The 25591-nt window shown below is 57.3% G+C and carries 19 protein-coding genes and 1 pseudogene; 7 read left to right on the forward strand and 13 right to left on the reverse strand.

Features of this window, described 5'->3' with window-relative positions:
* Positions 1-48 precede the first annotated feature (48 nt).
* Positions 49-948, reverse strand: a complete 900-nt coding sequence (locus BLQ41_RS20130; protein ID WP_090183557.1) for a LysR family transcriptional regulator — start codon at positions 946-948, stop codon at positions 49-51.
* A 419-nt stretch (positions 949-1367) separates the two neighbouring features.
* On the opposite strand from BLQ41_RS20130, the gene BLQ41_RS20135 reads away from it, so the two are divergent.
* Complete coding sequence (locus tag BLQ41_RS20135) at positions 1368-1727, forward strand: DUF6124 family protein (RefSeq protein ID WP_090183559.1); 360 nt, start codon at positions 1368-1370, stop codon at positions 1725-1727.
* Positions 1728-1775: 48 nt separating this feature from the next.
* Here the strand turns inward: BLQ41_RS20135 and BLQ41_RS20140 are convergent, their stop codons facing one another.
* On the reverse strand, positions 1776-3086 hold the full coding sequence (locus BLQ41_RS20140; protein ID WP_090183560.1) for an MFS transporter: 1311 nt from the start codon (positions 3084-3086) through the stop codon (positions 1776-1778).
* A 169-nt stretch (positions 3087-3255) separates the two neighbouring features.
* Here BLQ41_RS20140 and BLQ41_RS20145 point away from each other — a divergent pair, with 169 nt between their 5' ends.
* The 4 genes from BLQ41_RS20145 to BLQ41_RS20160 all read left to right on the forward strand — a co-directional run bounded on the left by BLQ41_RS20145 (position 3256) and on the right by BLQ41_RS20160 (position 8864).
* Entirely contained in the window at positions 3256-4389 is a 1134-nt protein-coding gene (locus BLQ41_RS20145) for a sugar diacid recognition domain-containing protein (protein ID WP_090183562.1), read from the forward strand.
* Positions 4390-4610: 221 nt separating this feature from the next.
* Positions 4611-5753 (forward strand): glycerate kinase, encoded by a 1143-nt coding sequence (locus tag BLQ41_RS20150; RefSeq protein WP_090183564.1) that lies wholly within the window; start codon positions 4611-4613, stop codon positions 5751-5753.
* 255 nt (positions 5754-6008) lie between these two features.
* Positions 6009-7634 carry a methyl-accepting chemotaxis protein gene (locus BLQ41_RS20155; RefSeq protein WP_090183566.1) on the forward strand — a complete coding sequence of 542 codons (1626 nt, stop codon included), beginning with the start codon at positions 6009-6011 and terminating at the stop codon, positions 7632-7634.
* A gap of 42 nt (positions 7635-7676) precedes the next feature.
* The gene (locus BLQ41_RS20160; RefSeq protein WP_090183567.1) at positions 7677-8864 is read left to right on the forward strand and encodes a pyridoxal phosphate-dependent aminotransferase; all 1188 of its coding nucleotides are present in this window, start codon (positions 7677-7679) and stop codon (positions 8862-8864) included.
* 127 nt (positions 8865-8991) lie between these two features.
* Here the strand turns inward: BLQ41_RS20160 and BLQ41_RS20165 are convergent, their stop codons facing one another.
* The 5 genes from BLQ41_RS20165 to BLQ41_RS20185 all read right to left on the reverse strand — a co-directional run bounded on the left by BLQ41_RS20165 (position 8992) and on the right by BLQ41_RS20185 (position 14355).
* Positions 8992-9972 carry an NAD(P)-dependent oxidoreductase gene (locus BLQ41_RS20165; protein ID WP_090183568.1) on the reverse strand — a complete coding sequence of 327 codons (981 nt, stop codon included), beginning with the start codon at positions 9970-9972 and terminating at the stop codon, positions 8992-8994.
* Positions 9973-9993: 21 nt separating this feature from the next.
* Positions 9994-11283 carry an MFS transporter gene (locus BLQ41_RS20170; protein WP_090183569.1) on the reverse strand — a complete coding sequence of 430 codons (1290 nt, stop codon included), beginning with the start codon at positions 11281-11283 and terminating at the stop codon, positions 9994-9996.
* A 45-nt stretch (positions 11284-11328) separates the two neighbouring features.
* Positions 11329-12390 carry a sugar kinase gene (locus BLQ41_RS20175; RefSeq protein WP_090183571.1) on the reverse strand — a complete coding sequence of 354 codons (1062 nt, stop codon included), beginning with the start codon at positions 12388-12390 and terminating at the stop codon, positions 11329-11331.
* Entirely contained in the window at positions 12383-13165 is a 783-nt protein-coding gene (locus BLQ41_RS20180) for a sugar phosphate isomerase/epimerase family protein (RefSeq protein ID WP_090183572.1), read from the reverse strand. Before BLQ41_RS20180 ends, BLQ41_RS20175 begins: the two co-directional genes overlap by 8 nt.
* 164 nt (positions 13166-13329) lie before the next feature.
* Positions 13330-14355 carry a LacI family DNA-binding transcriptional regulator gene (locus tag BLQ41_RS20185; RefSeq protein ID WP_090183574.1) on the reverse strand — a complete coding sequence of 342 codons (1026 nt, stop codon included), beginning with the start codon at positions 14353-14355 and terminating at the stop codon, positions 13330-13332.
* 212 nt (positions 14356-14567) lie between these two features.
* Between BLQ41_RS20185 and BLQ41_RS20190 the strand changes: the two genes are divergently transcribed.
* Positions 14568-17639: a hypothetical protein gene (locus BLQ41_RS20190; RefSeq protein ID WP_157695031.1), complete on the forward strand. Its 3072-nt coding sequence runs from the start codon at positions 14568-14570 to the stop codon at positions 17637-17639.
* 235 nt (positions 17640-17874) lie between these two features.
* On the forward strand, positions 17875-20283 hold the full coding sequence (locus BLQ41_RS20195; RefSeq protein ID WP_090183578.1) for an autotransporter outer membrane beta-barrel domain-containing protein: 2409 nt from the start codon (positions 17875-17877) through the stop codon (positions 20281-20283).
* Positions 20284-20399: 116 nt separating this feature from the next.
* Here BLQ41_RS20195 and BLQ41_RS20200 read toward each other — a convergent pair whose 3' ends face one another.
* From BLQ41_RS20200 to BLQ41_RS20225, 6 genes and pseudogenes are all read right to left on the reverse strand, one after another.
* Positions 20400-20861 (reverse strand): hypothetical protein, encoded by a 462-nt coding sequence (locus BLQ41_RS20200; RefSeq protein ID WP_090183579.1) that lies wholly within the window; start codon positions 20859-20861, stop codon positions 20400-20402.
* 191 nt (positions 20862-21052) lie between these two features.
* On the reverse strand, positions 21053-21664 hold the full coding sequence (locus BLQ41_RS20205) for a LysE family translocator (RefSeq protein WP_090188696.1): 612 nt from the start codon (positions 21662-21664) through the stop codon (positions 21053-21055).
* Positions 21665-21715: 51 nt separating this feature from the next.
* The gene (locus tag BLQ41_RS20210; protein ID WP_090183580.1) at positions 21716-22555 is read right to left on the reverse strand and encodes an AraC family transcriptional regulator; all 840 of its coding nucleotides are present in this window, start codon (positions 22553-22555) and stop codon (positions 21716-21718) included.
* 76 nt (positions 22556-22631) lie between these two features.
* A complete protein-coding gene (locus BLQ41_RS20215; RefSeq protein ID WP_090183582.1) occupies positions 22632-23273 on the reverse strand; it encodes a DUF1345 domain-containing protein in 642 nt (213 codons plus the stop codon).
* A gap of 89 nt (positions 23274-23362) precedes the next feature.
* Positions 23363-23917: pseudogene (locus BLQ41_RS20220) on the reverse strand (efflux RND transporter permease subunit); the annotation flags it as partial.
* Between the two features lie 171 nt (positions 23918-24088).
* A complete protein-coding gene (locus tag BLQ41_RS20225) occupies positions 24089-25525 on the reverse strand; it encodes an IS1182 family transposase (protein ID WP_090182532.1) in 1437 nt (478 codons plus the stop codon).
* Positions 25526-25591 lie beyond the last annotated feature (66 nt).

Genomic DNA, 25591 nt, shown 5'->3' on the forward strand with positions numbered 1-25591 from the left:
GAGAAAGCCTCAATCAAATACCAGAATGGTCGGGCGGGGCAATCTGAATTATCGACAAAGGGCCTGACAGCGCTCCTGCAAAAACGCTTGCAGCACCTTGACCCGTTCCGACACTTGAACCCGGTGCGGGCACAACAGATTGAACGGCACGCGTTCCCCTTGCCAGTCATCGAACAACGTCAGCAACCGCCCGGCCTGAACATCCGCGGCGACGTCGAGCCAGGCCTTGTAGACGATGCCATGTCCGGCCAGCGCCCAACGACGGGCGACTTCACCGTCATCGGTGAGGTAATCGCCCCGCACCTGAACCTCGATCACTTCATCGCCACGGCTGAAACACCAACTGTTATAGGGCCGGCCATTGCGCAGGTAGAGCAGGGCGCTGTGCTCGCCGAGATCGGCGGGTGTTGGCGGCGTTCCGCAACGGCTTAGATACTCGGGACTGGCGCAGGCCACGCGACGATGCTCGGGCAGAATCGGCAGCGCCACCAGCGTCGAATCGCCGGGTACGCCGAAGCGCAATGCAACGTCGACGGTTTCGCGAAACAGGTCCGAATGGCGATCGTTGAGCAGCAACTGAAGCTGAATGTTGGGGTGCTGGCGTTTGAAGTCATCCAGCCACGGCAGCAACACATTGCGCCCGAAATCCGACGGCGCGGCCAGTTGCAAGGTGCCGCTCAAACCCTGGGTCTGATGCCTGAGCGCCTGTTCACCTTCCGCCAGCGCGGCCAGCGCCACCCGCACACTGTCCAGATAACACTGACCTTCCTCGGTCAGACGCATGCTGCGCGTGGAGCGTGCGAACAGACGGATGCCGAGGCGCGTTTCCAGGCGTTTGAGGGCGATGCTGGCAGCGGCCGGCGTGAGTGCCAGGTCGCGGGCGGCAGCGGAAATGCTCCCGGAGTCGGCGGTGCGCACGAAGATCTCCAGGTCGAGGATCGAGCTCATTGGTAAAAATCCTTTAAAGATCGGTCTTTTTTACCGGGGATTTTTACTGATTAGCAAGCAAAGGCGAGTAATAAACAGCAATGTTTAACTGACACCTTCAGACACTCTCGCAGGCTACACATCCTTGCGCCGTTGCCTACGCCTGCGCCAGAATCCGCCGGCTTGTGCGCCTTGGGCCTGGGTCTTATCGTTTCCGCCGTCGCTGAAGAACAGCGATCGGGTTTGGTAGCCCGGCAATTAGGCGCATAACGCCACCGTTTGTAGACCTCTTCGGGTCTCTGTTTTTATGGTGGTCATGCGCAGGGCTCCTTCGGGGGCGCCGGTTCCTAATTGCCGGTCTACCAACCCGCGTATGGCCACCACCCATTCGTTTGGTAGCGAGGGTGAGGGCTCCTTAATCTCAATTAGGAGTTTCATCCATGTTCAAACCAACACCCAACCCACCAGCCCCCGACGACGTTTCCCCCTACGAATCCACCGACTCCAAAAAATTCAACGAAGCCGCCGACCGCGCCCTCGACCATTACCTCAATCCCGCCAAGGCCTCGCCCCCAAGAAAACCCAGCACGATGTTCCTCATCGCGCCCGATATCGATTCGGAAAGCCTGCTGGCGCACGCCTGCGAGTCCATGGCTTCGGCGAGTGTGATGGCGAGTGATTTTGCCGGGGAGCTACAAGGGCCGCAGCGCCACAAGATGTTGGCGCTGCAGCAGATCATCATGCTGGGCGAGCTGGCGGTGAACCGGGCGCTGGATAACGTCGATCCGCAGAACGCTTGACGATCAATAAAAAACGGCCCGAGAGGGCCGTTTTTTTTCTCGCTGAAATTACACCCGCAACGTGCGCGTCATGCGCAGCGCCAGCAAGCTGCCGCAAACGATAACCCCCGCCAGCAGATACAACGCCGCATCAGTCGACCCGGTGCTGTCCTTGACCCAACCCACGAGGTACGGGCTGAGGAAACCCGCCATCTGCCCCATGGAGTTGATCAACGCCAAACCACCGGCCGCAGCACCCGCGCTCAGCAGCGCCGTCGGTACCGGCCAGAACATCGGCAGGCCGGTGAGGGCGCCCATGGTGGCGATGGTGAGGCCGAGAATCGCGATGGCCGGCGTGGTCGCAAAGTTCACGGCGATCAACAGACCCACCGCGCCCATCAACATCGGCACCACCAAATGCCAGCGGCGCTCTTTGCGCAGGTCCGCCGAGCGACCGACCAACAACATGAACACCGCCGCCAGCAGGTAGGGAATCGCACTCAACCAGCCAATCACCAGATTGTCGCTGAAACCCAGGTTCTTGATGATCGACGGCAGCCAGAAGTTGATCGCGTAGACACCGCTCTGGATGCAGAAGTAGATCAAGCCAAAGGCCCAGATCGCCGGGTTCTTGAACACGGCCAGCAGCGAGTCGGTGGTGGTTTTCGGTTTGTTGGCCAGGTCTTCGGCGTGGTCGGCCTCCAGCACCGAACGCTCGAACGGCGTGAGCCATTTGGCGTTGGCGTAGCTGTCGCTGAGCATGAAGTAGGCGAGGGCGCCGAGGATCACGGTCGGGATGCCTTGCAACAGGAACATCCACTGCCAGCCCGCCAAACCGGCCTGGCCTGCGCCAAAGTGGTTGAGGATCCAGCCAGAGAACGGACTGCCGAGCAGGCCGGACACCGGTATCGCCGACATGAACAGCGCCATGATGCGGCCACGGCGGAACGTCGGGAACCACTGCGAGAGATAAAGCACCACGCCCGGGAAGAACCCGGCTTCAGCCGCGCCGGTGAACAGGCGCAGGGTGTAGAACTCGGTCGGTGTGGTGACGAACAGCAGGCAGGTCGACAGCGTGCCCCAGACGATCATCATCAGCGCGATCCAGCGCCGTGGGCCGAATTTGGTCAGCGCCAGGTTGCTCGGCACGCCGCACAACACGTAGCCAATGAAGAAGATCCCGGCGCCAAGGCCGTACACGGTTTCGCTGAATTTCAGCGCGTCGAGCATCTGCAGTTTGGCGAATCCAACGTTGACCCGGTCGAGGTAGTTGAACAGGTAGCAGATGAAGATGAAGGGGATCAAACGCAGGGTAATGCGTTTGTAGACGGCGTTTTTTTCGTCAACGATGGCCTGGGTTGCGGCGGCGCTCTGTGACATGGCGGGCTCTCTCATTATTATGATTTTTTGTGATGCAACGGGTAAGTTGATCGCCCAGAGAGTCTCGGCCACCCTGATGGTTGTTGTCTTTGTGCCTGAGCACAGGGTTTGTCAGCCAGCCCTGTGCGGCTGAACAACCGTCCTACCAGCGTTTTCAAGGATCCCCATTATGTTCGAACTCGATCACGACCTGGCCCAGGACATCGTCGACCGGGCGATGGCCATTCTGCCGTACAACGTCAACGTCATGGACAGTCAGGGGTTGATTCTGGGGAGCGGTGAACCGGAGCGCATCAACACTCGCCATGAAGGCGCGCAACTGGTGCTGGCCAATGGGCGAGTAGTGGAAATCGACGCGCAAACGGCGATTCATCTCAAAGGCGTGCAACCGGGGATCAACCTGCCGCTGTTGCTCGATCAACGCTTGATCGGCGTGCTGGGCATCACCGGCGAACCGGAGCAATTGCGCACGTATGCCGAGCTTGTGCGCATGACCGCCGAGATGTTGGTCGGCCAGCGCAATCAGCAGGCCGAGCAGCAATGGCGGCGTCAGCGTTGTGATGATTTGCTGGCGCTGCTGTTGAGCGAGGCGGGGGATTCGCCGCGCTTGCTGGACGAGGCACAGCAATTGGGGCTCAAGCCGCAATTGACGCGGGTGCCTTATCTGTTCGAGCTGGGCATGGAACACGGACCGGGGCAGACCGTCGAGGCGCTCAGCGCCTGGCTGACTTCGCGCTACCCGGACAGTTGGTGCGTGAGTTCGGCCAAGTCCTCGTTGCTGTGGTGCCGACCGGCCACCCAAACGATCGAGAACGATCGGCTGCTGGAAAAACTCGATGGCCTGGGTTGGAACATTTTGCGCATTGCGGTGGGCGGGCAGGCGGATGGACTGTCAGGGTTACGCCGTTGCTATCGGCGCGTCGGCGACTTGCTGGCCTATGGTCGCGATGTGTTGCCGCATTCGCGCTTGCTCACGCTCAACCGTTATCGCCTGCCGGTGATGCTCTGGCGTCACCGCAATGACGATGCGCTGGATGAACTGCTCAAACCGTTGCGCCAGGTCATCGCCAAGGACGGTAACGGTCAGTTGCTGGCGACCTTGCGCAGTTGGTGTGAGCACGATGGGCAGAGCCAGGCGTGCGCCGATGCGCTGGGGATTCATCGCAACAGTCTGCGTTATCGGATGGAGCGGATCGCCGAGCTGAGCGGGGTTGATCCGCTGAAGCTGGACGGCATGCTCGCGCTTTACCTGGGCGTGCAGCTCTTGCCACAAACCGACGCAAATCCCCCAGGGGCGATGTAGGAGCTGTCGAGTGAAACGAGGCTGCGATCTTTTGATTTTGATTTTTAAAAACAAGATCAAAAGATCGCAGCCTCGTTTCACTCGACAGCTCCTACACGGGGATGTGGGTATTTTTGTTTTGTGGAAATGAACAATAATCGTCATGTCGGCTTGTGCAGCGGACTGGCGTTATTGTCCGGGGCTGCTGGCAGCATGGAGCGCATTGGAACTGGAGAATTCGCATGAAAATCGTCATCGCCCCCGATTCGTTCAAGGACAGCCTCAGTGCCCAGGGTGTGGCCGACGCCATTGCGCTCGGCCTGGCTGAGGTCTGGCCCGATGCGCAACTGATCAAGTGCCCGATGGCCGATGGCGGCGAAGGCACGGTGGAGTCGATTCTGGCGGCGTGCGAAGGTCAATTGCGCCGCACCACGGTGCGTGGCCCGCTCGGTGCACCAGTCGATGCCGCGTGGGGATGGTTGCCCCAGAGCCACACCGCGATCATCGAAATGGCTGAGGCCAGCGGCCTGCAATTGGTCGCGCCGGGCAAACGTGATGCCTGCACCAGCAGCACGTTCGGCACCGGTGAACTGATTCGCGCCGCACTGGACGCCGGGGCACAACGGGTGATCCTGGCGATTGGCGGCAGCGCCACCAACGACGGCGGTGCCGGGGCGATGCAGGCATTGGGCGTGAAGCTGCTGGACGCTCAAGGGCAAATGCTGGCGCCGGGTGGTTTGGCGCTCGCGGAGCTGGCCCACATCGACCTGAGTGCAATCGACCCGCGATTGACCGCGGTGCGATTCGACATTGCGGCCGACGTCAACAATCCCCTGTGCGGACCCCACGGCGCTTCAGCGATTTTTGGTCCGCAGAAAGGAGCATCGCCCGAACAGGTGCAGCAACTGGATACAGCCCTTGGACACTTCGCCCGGTTGTGCGCCCAGGCGTTGGGCAAAGACGTCAAGGACGAACCCGGCAGCGGCGCGGCCGGTGGTTTGGGCTTCGCAGCCAAAGCGTTTCTGAATGCGCAATTCAAGGCCGGCGTGGAAGTCGTCGCCGAACTGGTCGGGCTGGCTGAAGCCGTGAACGGGGCCGACCTGGTGATCACCGGCGAAGGGCGTTTCGATGCCCAGACGCTACGCGGCAAAACCCCGTTCGGCGTGGCGCGTATTGCCCGGGAGCAGGGCGTGCCGGTGATTGTCATCGCCGGAACCTTGGGCGAGGGTTACCAGGACCTGTATGAACATGGCATCGATGCCGCGTTTGCCTTGGCCAGTGGGCCGATGACGCTGGAGCAAGCGTGCGCCGAGGCACCACGCTTGTTGCGCGATCGTGCCAGCGATATCGCGCGGGTCTGGCGAATGGCGACGCGCCAGGCCTGACGATTACCCGTCAGGCAAGCCCGCTCCCACAGGTTTTGCAATTTGACTATTAAGTGTTTCATCGATGAAACACGTGAAATGTATTGAAATATTTTCTCCAGCCCCTGTAAAAAACCTCATCCCCCGGCCGATACAACCAATAGGCGCGCACAAACCAACTACAACGGCGCCGCCAAACTGAAAGCGCGTTCCGCCGCGCGCCCTTCAGTGATCACGGCATGGATGCTCGAAGCCTCAATCACCGAGTATCTTGCTATGTCACTGCGTAATCTGAATATCGCGCCTCGAGCTTTCCTGGGTTTTGCCTTCATTGCCTTGCTCGTCATCGGGCTGGGTGTGTTCTCCGTGAGCCGCATGTCGATCATTCGCCAGGCGTCCGTCGACATGGAAAGCACGCAGCTGCCCAGTGTCGGCTATCTGGGTAACCTGACCGAGAACGTTCTGCGCCTGCGCATCCTTTCCTTCCGGGTGTTGGTCAACCGTGACGCGAGCGCGTTGCAGGAAGCGCAAACCCGTATCAGTGCACTGATCGACAAGGTGCGTACCGCGCAATCCAGTTATGCCGCCTTGCCCGCCAGCCCCGAAGAAGCCGCGCTGTACAAGACCTTCACGGCAACGCTGGACAATTACATGCAAGCCCAGAGTCAGATGCTGGAGCTGTCGCGACAGGACAAGCTCGATGAGATGCGCGCCCTGATCAATACACGGATCAAGGACGGCACCGATCAGATGGGCGAGCAGCTGAACAAACTGATAGCCCTGAACAACAGCGACGCCAAAGCAGCTTCCGTCGAAGCGGGTGAACATTACAGCAGCGCGATTACCGGCATCGTCGTAGTGGCGGTGATTGCCGCGTTACTCACCGTGTTGCTCGCCTGGCTGCTGACCCGCAGTATCGTCACGCCGCTGAACCGCGCGCTGCAGGTGGCCCAGACCATCGCCGGTGGCAACCTGACCACCGCTATCGAAATCGATGGCAAAGACGAATCGGCACGTTTGCTTGGCGCCTTGTCCGAGATGCAGGCCAACCTGCGCAAAACCATCGAACAGATCGCCGGTTCCGCGACCCAGCTGGGCGCCGCCGCCGAAGAACTCAGCACCGTGACCCAGGAAGCGTCCCGGGGCATCCAGCAACAGAACAACGAAATCGAACAAGCGGCGACGGCGGTCAACGAAATGACCGCCGCCGTGGAAGAAGTGGCGCGCAATGCGGTGTCGACGTCCGAAGCTTCGAACCAGTCGACCCAGGCTGCACGCGAAGGTCGTGATCGCGTGGTGGAAACCGTCAACGCCATCCAGACCATGACCCACGACGTGCAAAACACCTCGCTGATGATCGAAGGCCTGGCCACTCAGGGCCGTGACATCGGCAAAGTGCTGGACGTGATCCGCGCGATCGCTGAACAGACCAACCTGCTGGCACTCAATGCCGCCATCGAAGCCGCCCGTGCCGGTGAAGCTGGGCGCGGTTTTGCCGTGGTGGCGGACGAAGTCCGGGCCCTGGCCCATCGCACCGCACAGTCGACCCAGGAAATCGAAAAAATGGTCGCCGGGATTCAGAACGGTACAGGTGAAGCGGTCTCGTCGATGGCGCAAAGCAATCAGCGCACCCAAAGCACCCTGGAAATGGCCCGCGCCGCCGGTGTCGCACTGGAGCAGATCACTCAATCGATCCACTTGATCAACGAACGCAACCTGGTGATCGCCAGCGCCTCGGAAGAACAGGCCCAGGTGTCCCGCGAAGTCGACCGCAACCTGGTGAACATCCGCGACCTCGCCACCCAGTCCGCCGCCGGCGCCAACCAGACCAGCGCCGCCACCCATGAACTGTCGCGGCTTGCGGTGAATTTGAATGCGATGGTGGCGCGTTTTGTGATTTGAGGTAGGGTTGAGGCTGGAGTCCGCGCGCGACAGGAGAATGACATGCGCTATTCAGCCTTGACCCAACGAATCGCCGGCGACGGAGCGGCAGCCTGGCAGATTCATGACCGAGCGCTGGAAATGCGCGAACAAGGAATCGATGTATTGCTGCTGTCGATCGGCGATCCGGATTTCGACACGCCGCCGCCCATCGTCCAGGCGGCCATCGACAGCTTGCACGCCGGCGACACCCATTACCCGGAGGTGCGGGGCAGTCGTGGATTGCGCAGCAGTATCGCCCAGCGCCATCGTCAGCGCAGTGGCCAGGCGGTGGACGCGGATCATGTGATCGTGTTTCCGGGAGCCCAGTGCGCCGTGTATTCGGTTGCGCAATGCCTGCTCGATCCGGGCGATGAAGTGATCGTCGCCGAGCCGATGTACGTGACCTATGAAGGTGTATTCGGCGCCTGCGGGGCCAAGGTGGTGCCGGTGGCGGTGCGTCCGCAGAACGGCTTTCGGGTCGACCCGGCGGATGTCGCGGCACTGATCACGCCGAAAACCCGGGTCATCCTGCTCAACAGTCCGAACAATCCATCAGGCGCCAGCTTGCCGCTCGACACGTGGCGAGTGCTGGCCGCGTTGTGCGTGCGCCATGATCTGTGGCTGATCAGCGACGAGGTCTATAGCGATCTGTTGTTCGAGGGCGAGCACACCAGCCCTGCGAGTTTGCCGGGCATGGCCGAGCGCACCGCGACCATCAATAGCCTGTCCAAATCCCATGCCATGAGCGGCTGGCGGGTAGGTTGGTCAATCGGCCCGAAAACCTTGGCCGAGCATCTGGTGAATTTGTCGTTGTGCATGCTGTTCGGGATTCCGGATTTTATTCAGAACGCGGCGCAACTGGCATTGGATGAAGACCTGCCGGAAGTGGCGCAGATGCGCGAGGAGTATCGCCAGCGTCGCGATCTAGTGTGTTCGATGTTGAACGGCAGTGCCGGGCTTCGTGCGATCAAACCTGACGGCGGAATGTTTGTGATGGTCGACGTGCGCCCGACCGGGCTGTGCGCCCAGCGATTTGCCGAGCGACTGCTGGAGGGATACGGCGTGTCGGTGTTGGCCGGCGAGGCATTCGGACCGAGTGCGGCGGGGCATATTCGCATTGGGTTGGTGGTGGATCAGTTGAAGCTGGCGGATGCGTGTCAGCGGATTGCATCGTGCGCGGCGCAGCTGCTGGAGGCGCGGCGCGCCTGACGATTTTGCGTTGGCCATGCCGGCCTCATCGCGGGCAAGCCCGCTCCCACATTGAATCTAGGTGAAACACAATTCCCCTGTGGGAGCGGGCTTGCCCGCGAAGGCTTACTGACAGACACAGAAATTCTTACGCTTCGGACCAAGCCCCGGCATTCACCAGGTTCTTCGGCCGTTCACCCGCCAATGCCATCAGCAGATTATCCACCGCGCACTTGGCCATCGCCTCGCGCGTTTCGTGGGTCGCAGAACCCATGTGCGGCGTCGCCACCACGTTGTTCAACGTCAACAACGGCGAATCTTTTTCCAGCGGTTCGCGCTCAAACACATCCAGCCCCGCGGCACGAATCTGCCCGGTGCGCAGCGCTTCAATCAGCGCCGTTTCGTCCACCACCTTCCCTCGGGAAATATTGATGAAAATGCTTTCGGGCCGCATCAGGGCGAACTCCTCGGCACCGATCAATCCTTCGGTTTCAGCGGTCAACGGCAAGGTCAGGCAAATGAAATCGGCCTGCTGCAACAACTCCGTCAGGTTGCGGTATTGAGCATTGAATCGCTGCTCAACGGCTGGTTTCGGTGAGTGGCTGTGATAGATCACCGGCATGCCAAAGCCGAAATGCCCGCGCTGGGCCAACGCCTCACCGATGCGTCCCATGCCGATGATGCCCAACGTTTTGCCATGCACGTCCGTGCCGAAATGCACCGGGCCGATGTTGCGCTGCCATTGGCCGGCGCGAACCATGTTCGCCAGTTCGACCACGCGCCGGGCCGTGGCCAGGATCAGCGCGAAGCCGGTGTCGGCGGTGGTTTCGGTCAGCACGTCGGGGGTGTTGCTGAGCAGGATCCGGCGCTCGGTCAGGTAGTCGATGTCGTAATTGTCGACACCGACGGAGACGCTGGCGATGGCCTCCAGATGCGGCGCCAGGTCCAGCAACTGCGCATCCAGTTTCAGACTGGCACCGAGCAAAGCCTGGGCCCGAGGCAGGGCGTCGCGCAGCTGCGCGATGCCCTCCGGGTTGAGGTTGTCGATCAGCGTTACGTCGGCGTGCTCATGCAGGCGCGCCATCAGCAGCGGAGAAAGTTTCTTGTACAGCACAACCTGCTTTTTCATCGTTATCGTCTCAACTTCAATTCAAGGGTGAGCAGTCACGGGCCGTTGCGCAGCCACGACCCGGTCACTGGCACCGGGCTTGAGGAAAATCGTCAACACCACCGAGAGCATCAACGCGCCGCTCATCAACAGATAAGAAGCACCTGGAGACCCCGTGGAGCTGTTCAGGTAGCCAACCAGATATGAACCGCCAAACGAACCAAGCGCGCCCATGCTGTTGATCAGCGCCATCGCGCCACCGGCGACGTTGGCTGGAAGGATTTCGGGAACGATGGCGAAGAACGGTCCGTAAGGCGCGTACATGCAGGCGCCGGCGATGACCAATAGCGTGTAGGACCACCAGAAATGTTCGGCGCCCAAGGCGTAGGAACCGTAGAACGCGATCGAGGCAATCAGCAGCGGCGGCCAGACGAAACGTTTGCGTTTCTGCAGTTTGTCCGAGCCCCAGGACACCAGCAGCATGCCGATCACGGCCGCCAGATACGGTAACGCCGAGAGCCAGCCGGCTTCGATCATGTCCATCTGCGCGCCGGCCTTGAGGATAGACGGCAGCCACAACACGAAACCGTAGACACCAATGCTCCAGCAGAAAAACTGCAAGGCCAGGATGATGACTTTCGGTGAGCGGAAAGCTTCGGCGTAGTTCTTCACGGCTTTGATGCCGACCTGCTCGGCGGCGAGGGCGCTTTGCAGATCCTGCTTCTCTTGTTCGCTCAACCATTTGGCCTGGGCCGGACGGTCATCGGCCAGGCGCCACCAGATAAACGCCCACAGCACCGCCGGCAAACCTTCGATGATGAACATCCAGCGCCAGCTGAAATGCTGGACCAGATAACCCGAGACCACCGACATCCAGAGCATGGTCACCGGGTTGCCGAGGATCAGAAAGGTGTTGGCGCGCGAGCGTTCGGCACGGGTGAACCAGTGGCACAGGTACACCAGCATCGCCGGCATCACGGCGGCTTCGACCACGCCGAGCATGAAGCGAATCACCACCAGCCAGTAGGCGTTGGAGACGATCCCGGTCAGCGTGGCCAGGCCACCCCAGAGGATCAGGCTGACGAAAATCAGCTTCTTCACGCTGTGCTTCTGGGCATAGATTGCGCCCGGCACCTGGAAGAAAAAGTAGCCGAGGAAGAACAGGGCGCCGAGCATCGACGACAGGCCTGGTGTGATCATCAGGTCGGCGGCCATGCCGGAGGCGGCGGCGAATCCGTAGTTGGCGCGGTCCAGATACGCCAGGCTGTAGGTGATGAAAACGATGGGCATGATGTACCACCAGCGGCGGGCGGCGAGTGTTGCGGTTTTCATAGTGGTGCTCCTGAGCTTGTTGTTTTTGTCGCAGCAGGTAACGGTTTAAATATCTTCAGTGACTGTGCGGGCCTCATCGCGGGCAAGCCCGCTCCCACAGGGGATTTGTGTTTCACCTAGATCCAATGTGGGAGTGACGGTGCGACGATTCGACCTGCTCGCGATGGCGTCCTCAAATTCGACGGACATTTCGGCTCGGGTCGGCAACCCCTCCATGTCCCCCCGACTCTGAACCGCGCGACTGCCAATCCAGTTGGCGCGCCGCACGGCATCGGCAAAGCTGTGATCTTCCAGCAAGGCGCTGATCATCCCGACCGCAAAGCCATCGCCAGCGCCGACGGTGTCGACCACCGTTTCAACCGGCACGCCAGCGACAAATCCCTCGTCCATATGCGTGCGGTAGTACGCGCCATGCGGCCCGAGCTTGATCGCCACCGCTTCAACGCCCAGATTGAGGTAGAACGCCGCAATGTCGGCCGGGTCGTCGAACCCGGTCAGCAGACGTCCTTCACTCAACCCCGGCAATACCCAGTGGGCGAGGGCGGCGAGGCGGTTGATTTCAGTGATCATCAGTTGTTCGCTGGCCCACAGGCTCGGGCGCAGGTTTGGGTCGAAGGAAACACTGCGCCCGGCCTGGCGCATGCGCGTCATCAGTTCGAATGACATCTCCCGGGTCGACACGGACAGCGCCGCCGGAATGCCGGTGGCGTGCAAGTGGCGAGCGGTGAGCAACTGCTCGGAGATTGATTGCACCGACAAGTGACTGGCCGCCGAACCACGACGGAAATACTCGACCACGGGATCGCTGCCATCGTCGGCGCGGGATTTGAGCTGAAAACCGGTCGGGTGCGCAGGGTCGATGGCGACGTTACTGCAATCCAGGCCTTCCTTTTTCAGGGTGTCGATGACAAACCGGCCCAGGGAATCGGCGCCAACCCGGCTCAACCACGCCACGTTGAAACCCAGCCGTGACAGGCCAATCGCAACGTTGCTGTCGGCCCCGGCAATACGCTTGTGGAACTGACTTACATCGGCGAGATCACCGTTCTGCTCGGCGACGAACATCGCCATGGTTTCACCGAATGACAGGATATCGAACTCAGGCATGAGCGCTCTCCAAACGGGATTGGCCGAGGTGGGCCAGGGTGGCGACGTGTTCGGTGGTGAGCTGGATCAGATCATCGCCTTGCAGCGGATATTCCGCCGCCCGCATGACACCTTGGGCCATGTGCCGCAGCAGTTGTTCCCATAAATGCACATCGCTGACGGTGGGCGGGATGGCGACCAGTTTGCCGTCGGCACGGCGCGTCACGGCCTTGCAGTGCACATAACCGACATGCCGACCAAGCAATCGGGCGGCGCTGGCGGCGGATTGGTCCTGCCAGTGCCAGTTACCAATATCGAAGGTCATTTTGATCGGCAGGTTGTGTTGCTCCACTTCGCCGAAAAAACGCTGGAACGGTTCGATACGACCGCCGTGCAAGGTCTGGTCGTTTTCCACCAGCAGTTGCACCGGGCTTTGCGCCAGCACGCGGTTCAGGGCCTGCAGGTCATTGTTGTCGGTGAAATAACCCAGCGACACTTTCAACCATTTGGCGCCGAACGCTTGCGCACGTTCAAGGGTCGCGCGCAGGTCAGGGTTGGGTTTCGACTGACCGGCCAGCCACAGTTCCATCGGCGAGGAGTAGATGCTTTCCAGGCCCTGGGATTGTGTGTCCTCGGCCAGTTGCCGTGGGTCTTCATGGGTCAGCAACTCTTCGCGCCATTCGATGCGCGTGGCACCGGCTGCGGCCAATACTTCGATAAAACTGCCTTGGCCACGTTGGCGGACAAGGTCGGCGCCATAGCTGGAAAGGCTGATGGAAACGGGTGGTTTATTCATTGTTCTGCACCTCTGAAACCGGTTTCATTTTTGTTCAAAAAAAGGATTTCTCTAAATGTTGGGTGTTCCTGAAGGCCTCATCGCGGGCAAGCCCGCTCCCACAGGTGCTGTGAACACCCCAGATCCCTGTGGGAGCGGGCTTGCCCGCGATGGGGCCATGACATTCACCGACGGTTGCCAAGGGTCGACCCCCGTACAATCAACCGCGCCGAAAAATCCAGCGTCCGCATCGGTCCGTCATCTCCGCGCAAGCGCTTGAGCAAACACTCAAACGCACTCGCGCCAATCTCCACCGTCGGCTGCGCAAGGGCGGTAATCCCGCTGCCCACCAACGGATACCAATCCAGGTCATCCAGGGCGATCAACCCGACCTCTTCAAACAGATTGCACTGCAATTCCCGCAACGCATGAGTAGTCGCCAACGCCGAAATGCCGTTGGCGCAGAACAGCGCTTTCGGGCCTGAGCCGGGTGTTTTCAGGAAGGTTTTCAGGTGCGAGGTCAGATCGCTGCCGGTTTCCACCACCGAGCCGGTCATCGCCGTACGTTGCTCGATCTGCGCCTTGAAACTGCCGACGCGCTCGATTCGCGAGCTGGTGCCGTCAAACGGCTCCGTCACCATCAGCACATCGCGATAACCGCGCTCTTCAAGGTGGGCGAGGGCCATTTCAACGGCGGCCGGATTGTCCAGCCCGACCAGATCGCTCTCCAACTGCTCGACCTTGCGATCCACCAACACCATCGGCATCTCCCGGTGCAACTCGCGCAACTCATCGCGGTGATGGCCGAGGGTGTTCACGATCAAGCCTTCGATGTTGTACGAGCGCAGCAGTGCCAGGTGTTGACGTTCCTGCTCGTCATCGCGATCGGTGTTGCACACCACCAGGCTGTAGCCGTGCTGACGGCAGGCGGTTTCCACCCCGTGCATCACGGCTATCGAATAAGGGTTACGTATATCGGCCACCAGCATGCCGATCAGGCGGGTTCGACCGCGTTTCAGGCCACGGGCCATCTGGTTGGGGCGATAGCCGAGTTCGGCAATCGCCTGTTCGATGCGCAAGGCCGTGGCGTCGGAGAGCAGGGCGCGGTCATCGCCGATGAAGCGCGAGACGCTGGCTTTGGAGACGCCGGCATGTTCGGCGACGTCGAGCATGGTGACGCGGCTGCGCTGGGCGGCGGAAAAGTCGTTCACGGAGGTGGACCTTGTTATTGGGGTAGTGGCTTCAACTTGATATGAAACCGGTTTCAGGAGGCCTCAAAAAGGCTCATGCCGTCAAGCTCTGCCTGCGTAAAAAACACACCGATTGGCTACTGATTCCGATGAGCGGTAGTAAAACCTGTCAGATATGACAGTAGGCGAGATTATCGATTCGGTGCCTAATTGAAATCAGGTGGCGTTCAGCAGTGCAAAAATTAATGGCATCTCGTGAGGCTTTCCATATGTCAGAAACGAGAATAAGCAGCGATGGAAAACCGGGTAATTTCACACCTTCAAGTAATTTCGCTGGGGTATTTGATTATGATTCGCCAGAGGCGATAGAAGTTGATGCGGATGGGGTTATTCTTCCCATTGCATACAAAAACGGTCTGACGGTTGTAATCTTATTGTGGCCCAATCCTGCACCCGCGGGGAAAACGGACGAGCTGTACGTTTATTTAAACGATGATGAGGTTTTTTACGGATCATATATTGGGCCAAATACTCAGCCTGAATTTAGAGTTGTAATCGATCCGAAATTTTTCTTAAATGATGGCGTCGTATTACTTACCTATCAAACATTAATTGATGGCAACCCTGCGTACTCGAAGCCGCGTACTCTAATAATTCGTCGTGCGCCGCCGGCGATACTGAGTGAGCCCACCTTTCCCAGCGCTACGTTGTGGGGATATTTAAACTGCAGTTCGTCTCCTAAGTTGTGGGAGGCACTTCTTGTGGCGGTCCCTGTCCCTACGGCAGTTCTATGGCAGGAAAATGATGAGCTTCGGCTAGGCTGGCAGGGATTTGCCTCATTAAACGGTACGGGTCAAGTTCTGGCTTCTAATGAATTCAGCAGAGTATTAACGGCTAAAGACGTTCAAGTGGGTTATGTATTTTCGATAACTGACTACGAGCGCTATGTAAAACCTATGGAAAAAAATGCGTCTGCATTGGCCATTTATTCTATCTATCGGGCGGGTGTGCTTATCGGCCGGTCAAGTGTCGGCTTGGTAAAAATAGATCGAACGATTCCAGGTGAAGTGACAAGTTGCGGGCCGTTGGGAAGTGCGCTGAGTAGTGGCGGTTGTTCTGAGTGGGACTGTTCAAAAATTAATGGAGAGACAACAATGACTATTGATATGAAATTGAATGCTGTGCAACAGAGTGCCGATGAGTCTAGAAATCAATTAAGGCAAAATCGACTGCTTATTGGCCCAATGGCTGACTCGCCGGCACCGAATATCGTTGGGGTTGCCGAAGGTGCGTTGTGCCCGGTCGGGGTGCTAAAAAGCCTGGCGGCTCAAAACGGCACAACCACGGCAGCACGTTTACCGGATTTGCCCATCAGGATGACCATTCATGGTTGGAACAATCCGAATGACAAAGACGTCGTCATGGTTGAAGCCTACGCATTTAAAGAGGGCGTAGACGATCCGGCTCGTCCTGAACTGTGGGCATGGGAGGAGTTCCATAGCGAACCTGCGCCACCGGCTGCGACTCGACCTAACCAGTGGGAGGTCACAATCCCTGCAGGAAAATTTGTTGATCTTGCTGCAGCGGGCAGCGTATCGCCGACTCAATGGAAATTCCAAAGTTCTGGCTCATATGACGGCAACCCGCAATTTTCTGAGATTTCGACAGTTTTTATTGACAGCTACGCACCTTTCCACAACAAAGATACTCCACGGCCACTGCAACCCACTCGGATTGATTTTCCGCTGCCCACCACTGCCCAGATTGATACCGCTTATCTGGGCACCATCGCTACCACGGGTATGGAATTCACATTACCGGTAACGAATGCCAATTGGGATTACAAGCCGACAGACAAGGCTTTTATTTACCTCACCTCGACGCTGCGGCCCACAAGGCAACTGACACCCGTATTGACCGTTGACCCTGTTCCCGCAGATGGGAAAATCGCTATCCCGGTTGCTGAAATCGCCAAGCTGAGCAACGGCACGGTCTGGCTGATCATGGCTTATGAAGATGCTGCCGGTAATCGCAGCCTGGATATGCTTGCAAACAGTCGCCCGGTGAACTTTGTGCCTCTGCCTATCCCGGCCCCCCCCATCATCGATGCGGCCAGTGGCCCGGTCGATAATGTAATTGACTTGGCCGATGTGCGGTTCTATTTGCCCGGTGACGTTCCCATCAAAGTTCGTCGCCCCTTGAATACTCTGGACACGGACCGAGCCACAGTATTCTTCGAAGGCTTTGAGACGCTTGAACTAACGCCCCCTAGCCAAGAGTTTGGAGCCGCTAATGAACTGACGTTCACCGTCAAGTGGGCAGACCTAAAACTGATCTACACGACCTTGACCGGGGGCGACCCTGATGTTCGAGAGGTGAGTGCGCCTGTTCGTTGGACTTGGGTTAGTGGTACTCGAACCAAGGATTCCCCACCGGCCACACCAGACCTGGATTTTTCATACCCCAGTGAAGAGAACATCGATGAACCCGCTCTGATCAACAAAGCGCTTGCGAAGGTTCAATTACGCGGTGTCGACGGCATCCTCAATACGTTGACCCCTCCAGATCTTATAAAAGACCCGGATGTTGTTATCGCGTTACCCACGGGGCCCGGAGCGCTGGGCAGCGACGTGGTTTGTACCTGGTTCTACAACGGAAGGCCTGTACAAGAGTTTTCGCCGGCAGGTCTCACTCAGTTCACGGGGAAGCTTCCCGCCCAGAGAGTTGTTGACGGCGGGGCAGGAGCCAAGCTGACTTACTGGAGCTTTTCATACATCGGGGGGGTCAATTCACAACGCTGCCTCGATGAAACTGTCACGGTGACGACAGTTGTGAAAGTGGTGCCCGTGCCAGTGGTTTCCAGGTTATATATCGGTACAACGATCAATTGCGCATCACTGGGATTCATCCGAGGCGTTATGCCTCCTCTTCCAAAACTTGACTTTACCGTTCCTGCTAATCCGGCGCTGGCAGGTTTGCAAAGTATTACCATGCATTGGACCGGAACCACTGATGCAGCAGGATTGAACCCTATTGCAGGTACGGATCAGGATATTACTGTGGCGGTGACCGGCAATGAAGCCACGGCCGGATTCAAGGGAGAGGTCGCCGAATACCTCACTAAAATCAAACCTATCCAGACTCGCCCTAACCCATTTCCACAACCTCCACCTGCTGCAACGTACGGTGCTCTGAGGTACACGGCAGTGTGGACGGACGGTACCCGAACTACCTCAAATCCTGCGGTATATCTCGTATCGATCGTGAACGGAAATAGTGAGTACTGCGACGAGGTAAGGCCATAGCGTTAGGGACAGCTGAATCAGGAAGGCATGAAAGTGCCTTCCTGTTTTGCTATTGGTTGTTCGTTGACGTGCTTAGGTTGTAGGAATAGTGGATTAATCGTTACGGAAAGCAGGATTATTCCTACATACCAAGGCGGAAGGTGATCTGTAGTCTTGCGGACGTTTTCAGGCTGGACTGCTGCCAAACGAAAGTGGTCTAGATCATCAATGTCAGTTCTCTTCGAGTAGTTACCTTATGTCTTACAGTATTTTGCCTGTGGGTGTCTCTATTCCTTGCGTTAGGACAGTGTCCATTTTTGCACTGTCTGTTTTTTTTACGTCCTACTCTCAGGCGCGCACCATAAATGTCGATGAAACCATTAGTTCGGGCGACCCTGTGGAGAATTTCGTGATCGGCAGCGGCGCCACAGTAACGGTAAACAACGCGTCGACGCTGAATGTTTCTTCAAATGGCTCTCAATTCGTTGTCAATACCGGCACTACGCAAGATATTGCGGCCAACAATGGATCGACCGTTACACTGAACAATGCCAACGTCGTCGCTCGGGCCAATCAGCCCGGGGTCAGGATTACCAATTCCAATGCGACGATTACAGACAGCACAATTATTAGTAACGTGACAGGACTGCAGGTTGCTCGCGTCGTCAATGCTCCCTTGGCTACCACCGTCAGTTTGATTGGAACTACAGTAACCGGCGGAGAGACCGGCGCGGTTGTTAGTGCGCAAACTGTACTGAATATGCGTGACTCACAGTTGGTTGGGTCAAGTTTGTCCGGAAATGGTTTGCGTCTGGCAGGGGGAGATGTCTTTGCGCGAGGCGGTAGTCTCGTCGGTGGTCAAAATGGTGTGTTATTGAGCGGTGATAACTTTTTAAGTCGCGCAAACAGTCTTGTCCTTGATGGTGTTTGTGTCGAAGGGGTGAACGGTGCGGCAATTTCCGTTGACTCCGCCGGGCGTCCTGTGGTGACTGAGGTGCATCTAATCAATAGCGCCAACCTGGTGGGTGGCAATGGTAATCTGTTGGAAGTCAACAACGGGGGAACTGTAAACCTGACGGTCGATAACGTCGCGTCTTTGACTGGCAATATAAAAGTTGCTACCGGGGCCATTTCGAACGTGGTATTGCAGAACAACAGTTTGTTAACAGGCAATCTGCATAATGTGGCGAGTGTTTCCTTGAACAACCAGAGCGTCCTGAAGGGGGATGTGGTGAATGACTCGACGAACCCTTCGTCGGTACTGCTCGATAATGGCTCGTCACTTGAAGGTCAAATCGTCAACTCTTCCCGGGTCACCATCAATAATAAGGCTCAGTGGAAGGTGACTGGAGACAACGAGGTCAACGCCTTGGCCCTGAATGGCGGGACCGTAAAATTTCATGGTGCTCCCACCTATTCCCGACTGAATGTGGTCAATTTGTCGGGTGAAGGTACTTTCGGTTTGGACGCTAATCTCGCGTCCGGTACCAGCGATTTCCTGAATGTCACCGGCACGGCTTCAGGCAAGCATCAGCTTCTGGTCACACCCACTGGCAATGAACCGACCTCAAGAAACCCGGTCAAGGTGGGTAATATCGCGGCCGGTAACGCGGATTTTTCCCTGTCCGGTCGCGCGATCGATGCGGGAGCCTTTACCTATAAGTTATTGAAGGATGGCGAAGGTCTGTACCTGGTGCCCGATAAGGAAACTGTCAGTACGGGGACCAATGCAGCTTTGGCAATCGCCGGTACTGCACCAACCGTTTTGTATGCCGAAATGACTACGCTCAACACTCGCCTCGGTGACAGACGTTTAAACGGTGCTGAACCGAGTGCTCGCACCCGTTCTACAGACCAATCCCAGGTGGGGGTTTGGATACGCACCTATGGCAATCAGTACCGCGTGGCCAATGCGTACGGTGAGGGTTACTCCCAAAATCAGAACGGTGTGTCGGTAGGGGGCGATAAACAGTTATTGATGGGGGATGGACAATGGCTGGTGGGTGGTTTTGGTGGATACAGCAAGACAGACCTGGACTTGAAACTGGGTAGCACGGCCACCATTGATAGCGTCTACCTGGGTGGTTATTTGACTTGGTATGACGCGGATTCCGGCTACTACGTAGATACCGTGGCCAAGCTCAACCAGTTTGACAATCACGCTGAAGTGAGAATGAGCGACGGGACGCTAACCAAGAGCGACTACAAAAACCTCGGGTTGAGCGGGTCGGTTGAGGTTGGTAAACACATCGCACTCAATGGTGCCTTCTTCGTTGCTCCCTATACTCAACTTAATGCCGCCGTGGTTCAAGGCAAGGATTACACCCTTGATAACGGCCTGCGGGTAAGCAACGACAATACTCGTTCTTTGCTGGGCGAGGTGGGTGCCACGGTGGGACGCGAGATCGTTCTGGGCAATGGCAGCAAACTGCAGCCGCGAATCAAGGCCGCGGTAGCTCATGAGTTTGTGAAAAACAATGTGGTGAGTGTCAACGACAATGATTTCAATAACAACCTGGCAACGACGAGTGTAAAACTGAGTGGTGGTATCAACTGGGCACCGACTCGGAAAAGCTGGCAGGTATACGCTGAAGTGGGAACCAGTCAGGGCAAAACCATTGATCAGGATTGGAGCGCAAGTGCCGGTTTGAGTTATAACTTTTAAAGCTGGATTATGAAAAAAGGAAGCGTCGGCTTCCTTTTTTTTGCGATTTTTTTGAGAACGCCTTATAGGCGCCCGGGGCGAAAAAAAACTCCCCCGGGCACGATGCAGGGCAGTAATCAATTGGAATAATAGAACGCTCCTGAAATCTTGAACGGAGGAACCAGGTGACTATCAACGGTCACATCGAGTTGGCCGCTGATTGTGCACATTTCATCGCCTTTACGTGTGAAAGAAAGGATTGCCATACCTTTTTCCGCTACATGGATATAGGGCTCATCATCCGAAGTGGAGACATAGTCGATATAGATTTTTCTGTCGGTGTCGCTGATCGGATAAGTGCCTGTTTTCGCATCGTGGGGAACAATGATAGTAATTGTTTTGTTTTCTACAAGATCTTCACCGACTTTCTTTTGCTGGACCGCAGTGAATGTCCAGGTTTTGCCTTCGATGCCTGGATAGTCGGTGGGCTCAAGCGTGAAGTATTTCGCTTCGAAAACCTCGACTGAACCCTCGCTCAAAATTTTTACAGAGAAGTGGTTCGTTTGTTTTATCACGGCACTGCGTTCATATGCGGTCATGAGTATTTCTCCGGAGTTGACCTGGGAAAGTATCCATAAGCCAGTAATAGCCTAACGAATGGATAGTCGTATCAGAACTCACTGGAGGGCTCGCTGTAAACTGTCAGACTTGACAGCTTTACAGAGGTGGATTTTTGTGAGCTGTTTTAAATCCCAAAGGCTATCTGCCTATAATTAACTGTATAAACAGCCTATATCCACACACAAGCCCACACCGACCCGAATAACAGAGTTGCCATGCACTGGTTAAATCGTAATAGTGCCCGCGATGAACGCTGTCGCTTGCTAAATCCCGCACCTAATATCGCCCATACACCAAGGCAGGGCAGTGAAACCAAAAAAAATACCAAAGACAGGACGACTGTCTGCTTCGTTTGGTTTCCATGGCCACCGGAAAACACACTCAGCACTGTCAACGCCATCATCCAGGTCTTGGGATTGACCAGTTGTAAGCTAGCGGCTGCCCACAATCCAAATCGTTGCTGGTGGCTTTCAACAACATCAAAGGTCGTGACCGGCGTTATGAAAATTTGCCAAGACAAATAACTGAGCCAGGCGATCCCGCTCCATTTCATCAGCGATTGCACCCCTGGTAGTCCGGTAACCGACTGACCAACACCACTGCCTACTAACAACACAATCAATGCCGCGCTCGCGCAGGCACCGAAAATGATTGGTAGCGCAGCCTTGAAGCCGTACCGGGCACTGTTGCTCAGCACCAGAATGTTAGTCGGCCCCGGCGTGATGGAGGCGACGAAAGCAAACAACATAAAAGGTAGCAAGGTCGGGAACGTGGACAACATGGCAGCGGACTCCATAGATGAACTCAGGAGCCAATCCTCACAAAGCCTGACTCAAACGTCTGGAAGATTTGAGCAGCGTTTGCGGTACATCGCCGGCGTCAGCCCGTACGCCCGGACGAACCAGCGGCCAAGATGACTCTGGTCGGCAAACCCCAATTCCATGGCGACCGTCGCCGGTTGCGCGCCGCTGGACAGCATTCGCCGCGCTTTCGACAACCGTAATTGCACCAGATACGCGTGTGGCGCCAAGCCATAGGCGGCCTTGAAAGCCCGGGTCAGACGGAATCTGTCGACACCCGCTGCGACGGCAATCTGGTCAAGACCGATGTCGAATCGGGCGTTGGCGTGCAGATAATCCCGAGCCTTTTGCGCCACCAGCGCCAGACGCGGGTCTTCGCCGTACCGAGTGCGCCAGTGCAGGTGACTGGTCAGGCGTTCGAGCAAACTGTCGAGGGCAGTTTGGCGGACGATCTTCAGCTCACCACCGTGCAGGGTTTGAAACGCCAGGCTGGTGGCGTGGGCCAGTCGCGGGTCGCTCGCCAGCGTGTGAGCGAAACACAATTGACTGTTATCGGGCGCGTTTTCGAAGACCGCACTCAGTTCACGCTGCAACCAAAGCGGGTCGAGGTACAGCATGCGGTAAGTGAAGCCGTCTTCGGTCGGCGCATCACCATCATGGATATCGCCGGGTTCGAGTAAAAACACCTTGCCCGGTGTGCTCTGATGTTTCGCCCGACGGCAATTGAATTGCTGGACGCCTTGTTCGGTCACGCCGACCAGGTAGCTGTCATGCCAATGCGGGTCGTAGGCGTGGCCCCGGAAATGCGCGCGCAGGGTCTCGATGCCGGTATCGGCGTCCTGGGCCAGTTCGATCCAGTTGTCAGGGGACATGCTGCACCTGTTAGACGGATTACCGGCCTATTTAACGCCGATGCAGAGGTCGATGCCTAGAACGTTTGTGCACGCATCAGTTGAACAGTCCTGCCGCGATGTTGATCGAGAAGCCGAGGATCGCCGTGTTGAACAAAAAACCGATCAGCGATTGCGCCAGCACGATTTTGCGCATGCGCCGTGTCGCCACGCCCACATCCGAAGTCTGCACTGCCACGCTGATAGTGAAGGAGAAATACAGGAAGTCCCAGTAGTTGGGGGTTTCCAGCCCTTCAGCGAAACGTAGCGCCAGGTCCTTGCCGTCCCAGGTGTAGAACAGGCGGGCGTAGTGCACGCTGAAAATCACCCCGATCAGTAGCCACGAGCCAATGACCGTCAGCGCGGTGAAACCGTAATGCAGGAGCTTGCGACTGGTTTCCAGGTCTTTGCTGCCGGCGAGTTCGAAGGTGATGGTCGCGAGGCTGGCAATGGCGGCAACGCACACCACGAACAGCACCAGTCCGGCGTTTTCATCTTCGACCTCGGCAATGCGCTTCACGTCCGGGGCTTTGGCGCGCGTGGCGAGCCAGAACATCAGCATCAGGTAGGTCCAGACCGCGGCATTCCAGCCAATGAGGATTTTGCTGATGATCGAATCGGCAGGAACCAGAATGCCTGCCGCGACGCCAAGGATAGCGGCGGCGGACAGGCGAGGGTGGGTGCGGGCGAGGAGGGGCATGATTGCTCGATGGGCCAAGGTATGCAAACACCTTAGCCTAGCGAGCTCCGTTCTGACCACACCTGAGAAAACAACACGACCCGTGTGGGTTAGAGGTCTTTATGGCGCTTGCGGACCAGCTTCATCACCACCACAAAAAACACCGGCACAAACACCACCGCCAGTGTCGCCGTGATCATCCCGCCAATCACCCCGGTGCCGATCGCTTGCTGGCTCGCCGAGCTGGCTCCGGTGGCAATCGCCAACGGCACCACGCCGAGGATGAACGCCAGTGAAGTCATCACAATCGGCCGCAAACGCAAGCGGGCGGCTTGCAAGGTCGCGTCGATCAGGTCGTGGCCTTCGTCATAAAGGCTCTTGGCGAACTCGATGATCAGGATCGCGTTTTTCGCCGACAGACCGATGATGGTGATCAACCCGACTTTGAAGAACACGTCGTTGGGCATGCCGCGAAAGGTCACGGCCAGTACGGCGCCGAGCACGCCGAGCGGCACCACCAGCAACACGGAGGTCGGAATCGACCAGCTCTCGTACAGCGCCGCCAGACACAAGAACACGATCAGCAGCGACAACCCGAGCAGAATCGGCGCCTGACTGCCGGACAAGCGTTCCTGCAATGACAAGCCGGTCCACTCCTGACCCAGGCTGTGTGAAAACACACTTGATACGTTCAACGCTGAGATTTTCTTGGATTGCCTGCGAAGTCGGTAGTAGGAAGTAAAGATTGGTCCGTGCGACCAACATCGGCGCTCATATGGCTGTTGGGGCCGCGTCAGCGGTCCCAACAGCCACTTACCGACGATCCAGCGGGATGATCACGCCCTGATCGCTTCAAGCAATCCCAAGATGCCGAAGATGCTCATCATTCGTTTGAGGTTGTAGGCGAGCACATGAAGGCTCATCTCAGTGCTCACCCTCGGCAGGGTTTTGGTCAGGAAGTGGGTACTTCCCATCCAGTACTTGAGCGTTCCAAAAGGATGTTCAACGGTCTGTCGACGAACCCTCATCATCGCTGGATCATGTTCTAGCCGAACCTGCATCGCATCGACTACAGCCTCATGTTCCCAGCGCTTCACCCGACGCTCCTTACCCGTCGTACATTGCTTTTGCATTGCGCAGGACTGGCAGCCTGAGAAGTAATAACAATGCAATAACATGCCGTCTTCCGTCGACGAATGTCTCCTGGTTAGTAACTGCCCCGCAGGGCATCGATACTCGTCCGACGCCGCAAGATAGATGAAATCCTGCTTGCCGAATCTGCCTTCCGCTTTGCTGCCAGATGTGAGGGGTTTCGGTACGAAGGTAGTGATGCCGGCTTGCTCGCAAGCAAGGATTTCCAGACCTTTGTAATAGCCTCGATCAGCCACCACCGTTAGCGATTCAGCTCCAATTTCTTCACGCGCCTGGCTCGCCATATTGCTCAGTTGCCCACGATCATTACCAACGTTGGTCACCTCATGGGCAACGATCAGATGGTGTTTGTCGTCGACCGCTGTTTGTACGTTGTAGCCGACCGTTCCGGTGCCTCGGCCGCTCGTGGCCATTGAACGTGCATCAGGATCTGTGAGGGAAATCTGCTGGTCTGGACTTTCGTGGAGCTGCGCCTCGATTTCCTTGAGTTTCTGCATCTGCTTTTTCAGTGTTTCTATCTTTTCTTTCAACCGCTCTGCTTTGGCCTCGGCCACTTCGGGCGTTGCCCGATCCGCCGAATCCATCGCCGCCAGATAGCGATCAATGCTCTGTTCAATCTGCTGCATGCGTGCCTTCACCTTGCCCTGAGTGAAGTTGCGGTCGCGATTATTGACGGCTTTGAACTTGCTGCCGTCGATGGCGATGATCGATTGAGAGAAGAGATTGAGGTTACGGCAAAGCACTACGAACTGGCGGCATACGCTGCGAATGGCTTTACCGTTGTCTTTGCGAAAGTCGGCAATGGTTTTGAAGTCCGGAGCCAAACGCCCCGTTAGCCACATCAACTCGACGTTGCGCTCGGCCTCACGCTCAAGCCGGCGGCTGGACTGAATCCGATTGAGGTAGCCGTAGATATAGATCTTCAGCAACACCGCTGGGTGGTAGGCCGGACGACCCGTTGCAGCAGGATCAACACCTTCAAACCCAAGTGCCCCCAAGTCGAGTTCATCGACGAAAACGTCGACCACGCGCACTGGATTTTCTTCGGCTACGTAATCGTCCAGACACTCCGGCAGCAAGGTGACTTGCGTCCGAGCCTCACCTTCAATGAATCGCTTCATGATCGTCCCCGCCACGATCTAAACGATCAGAAGATTAGACAATCGCAGGCGTTTTCACACAGCCTG

The sequence above is a fragment of the Pseudomonas arsenicoxydans genome, from assembly GCF_900103875.1.
Lineage (GTDB): Bacteria > Pseudomonadota > Gammaproteobacteria > Pseudomonadales > Pseudomonadaceae > Aquipseudomonas > Aquipseudomonas arsenicoxydans.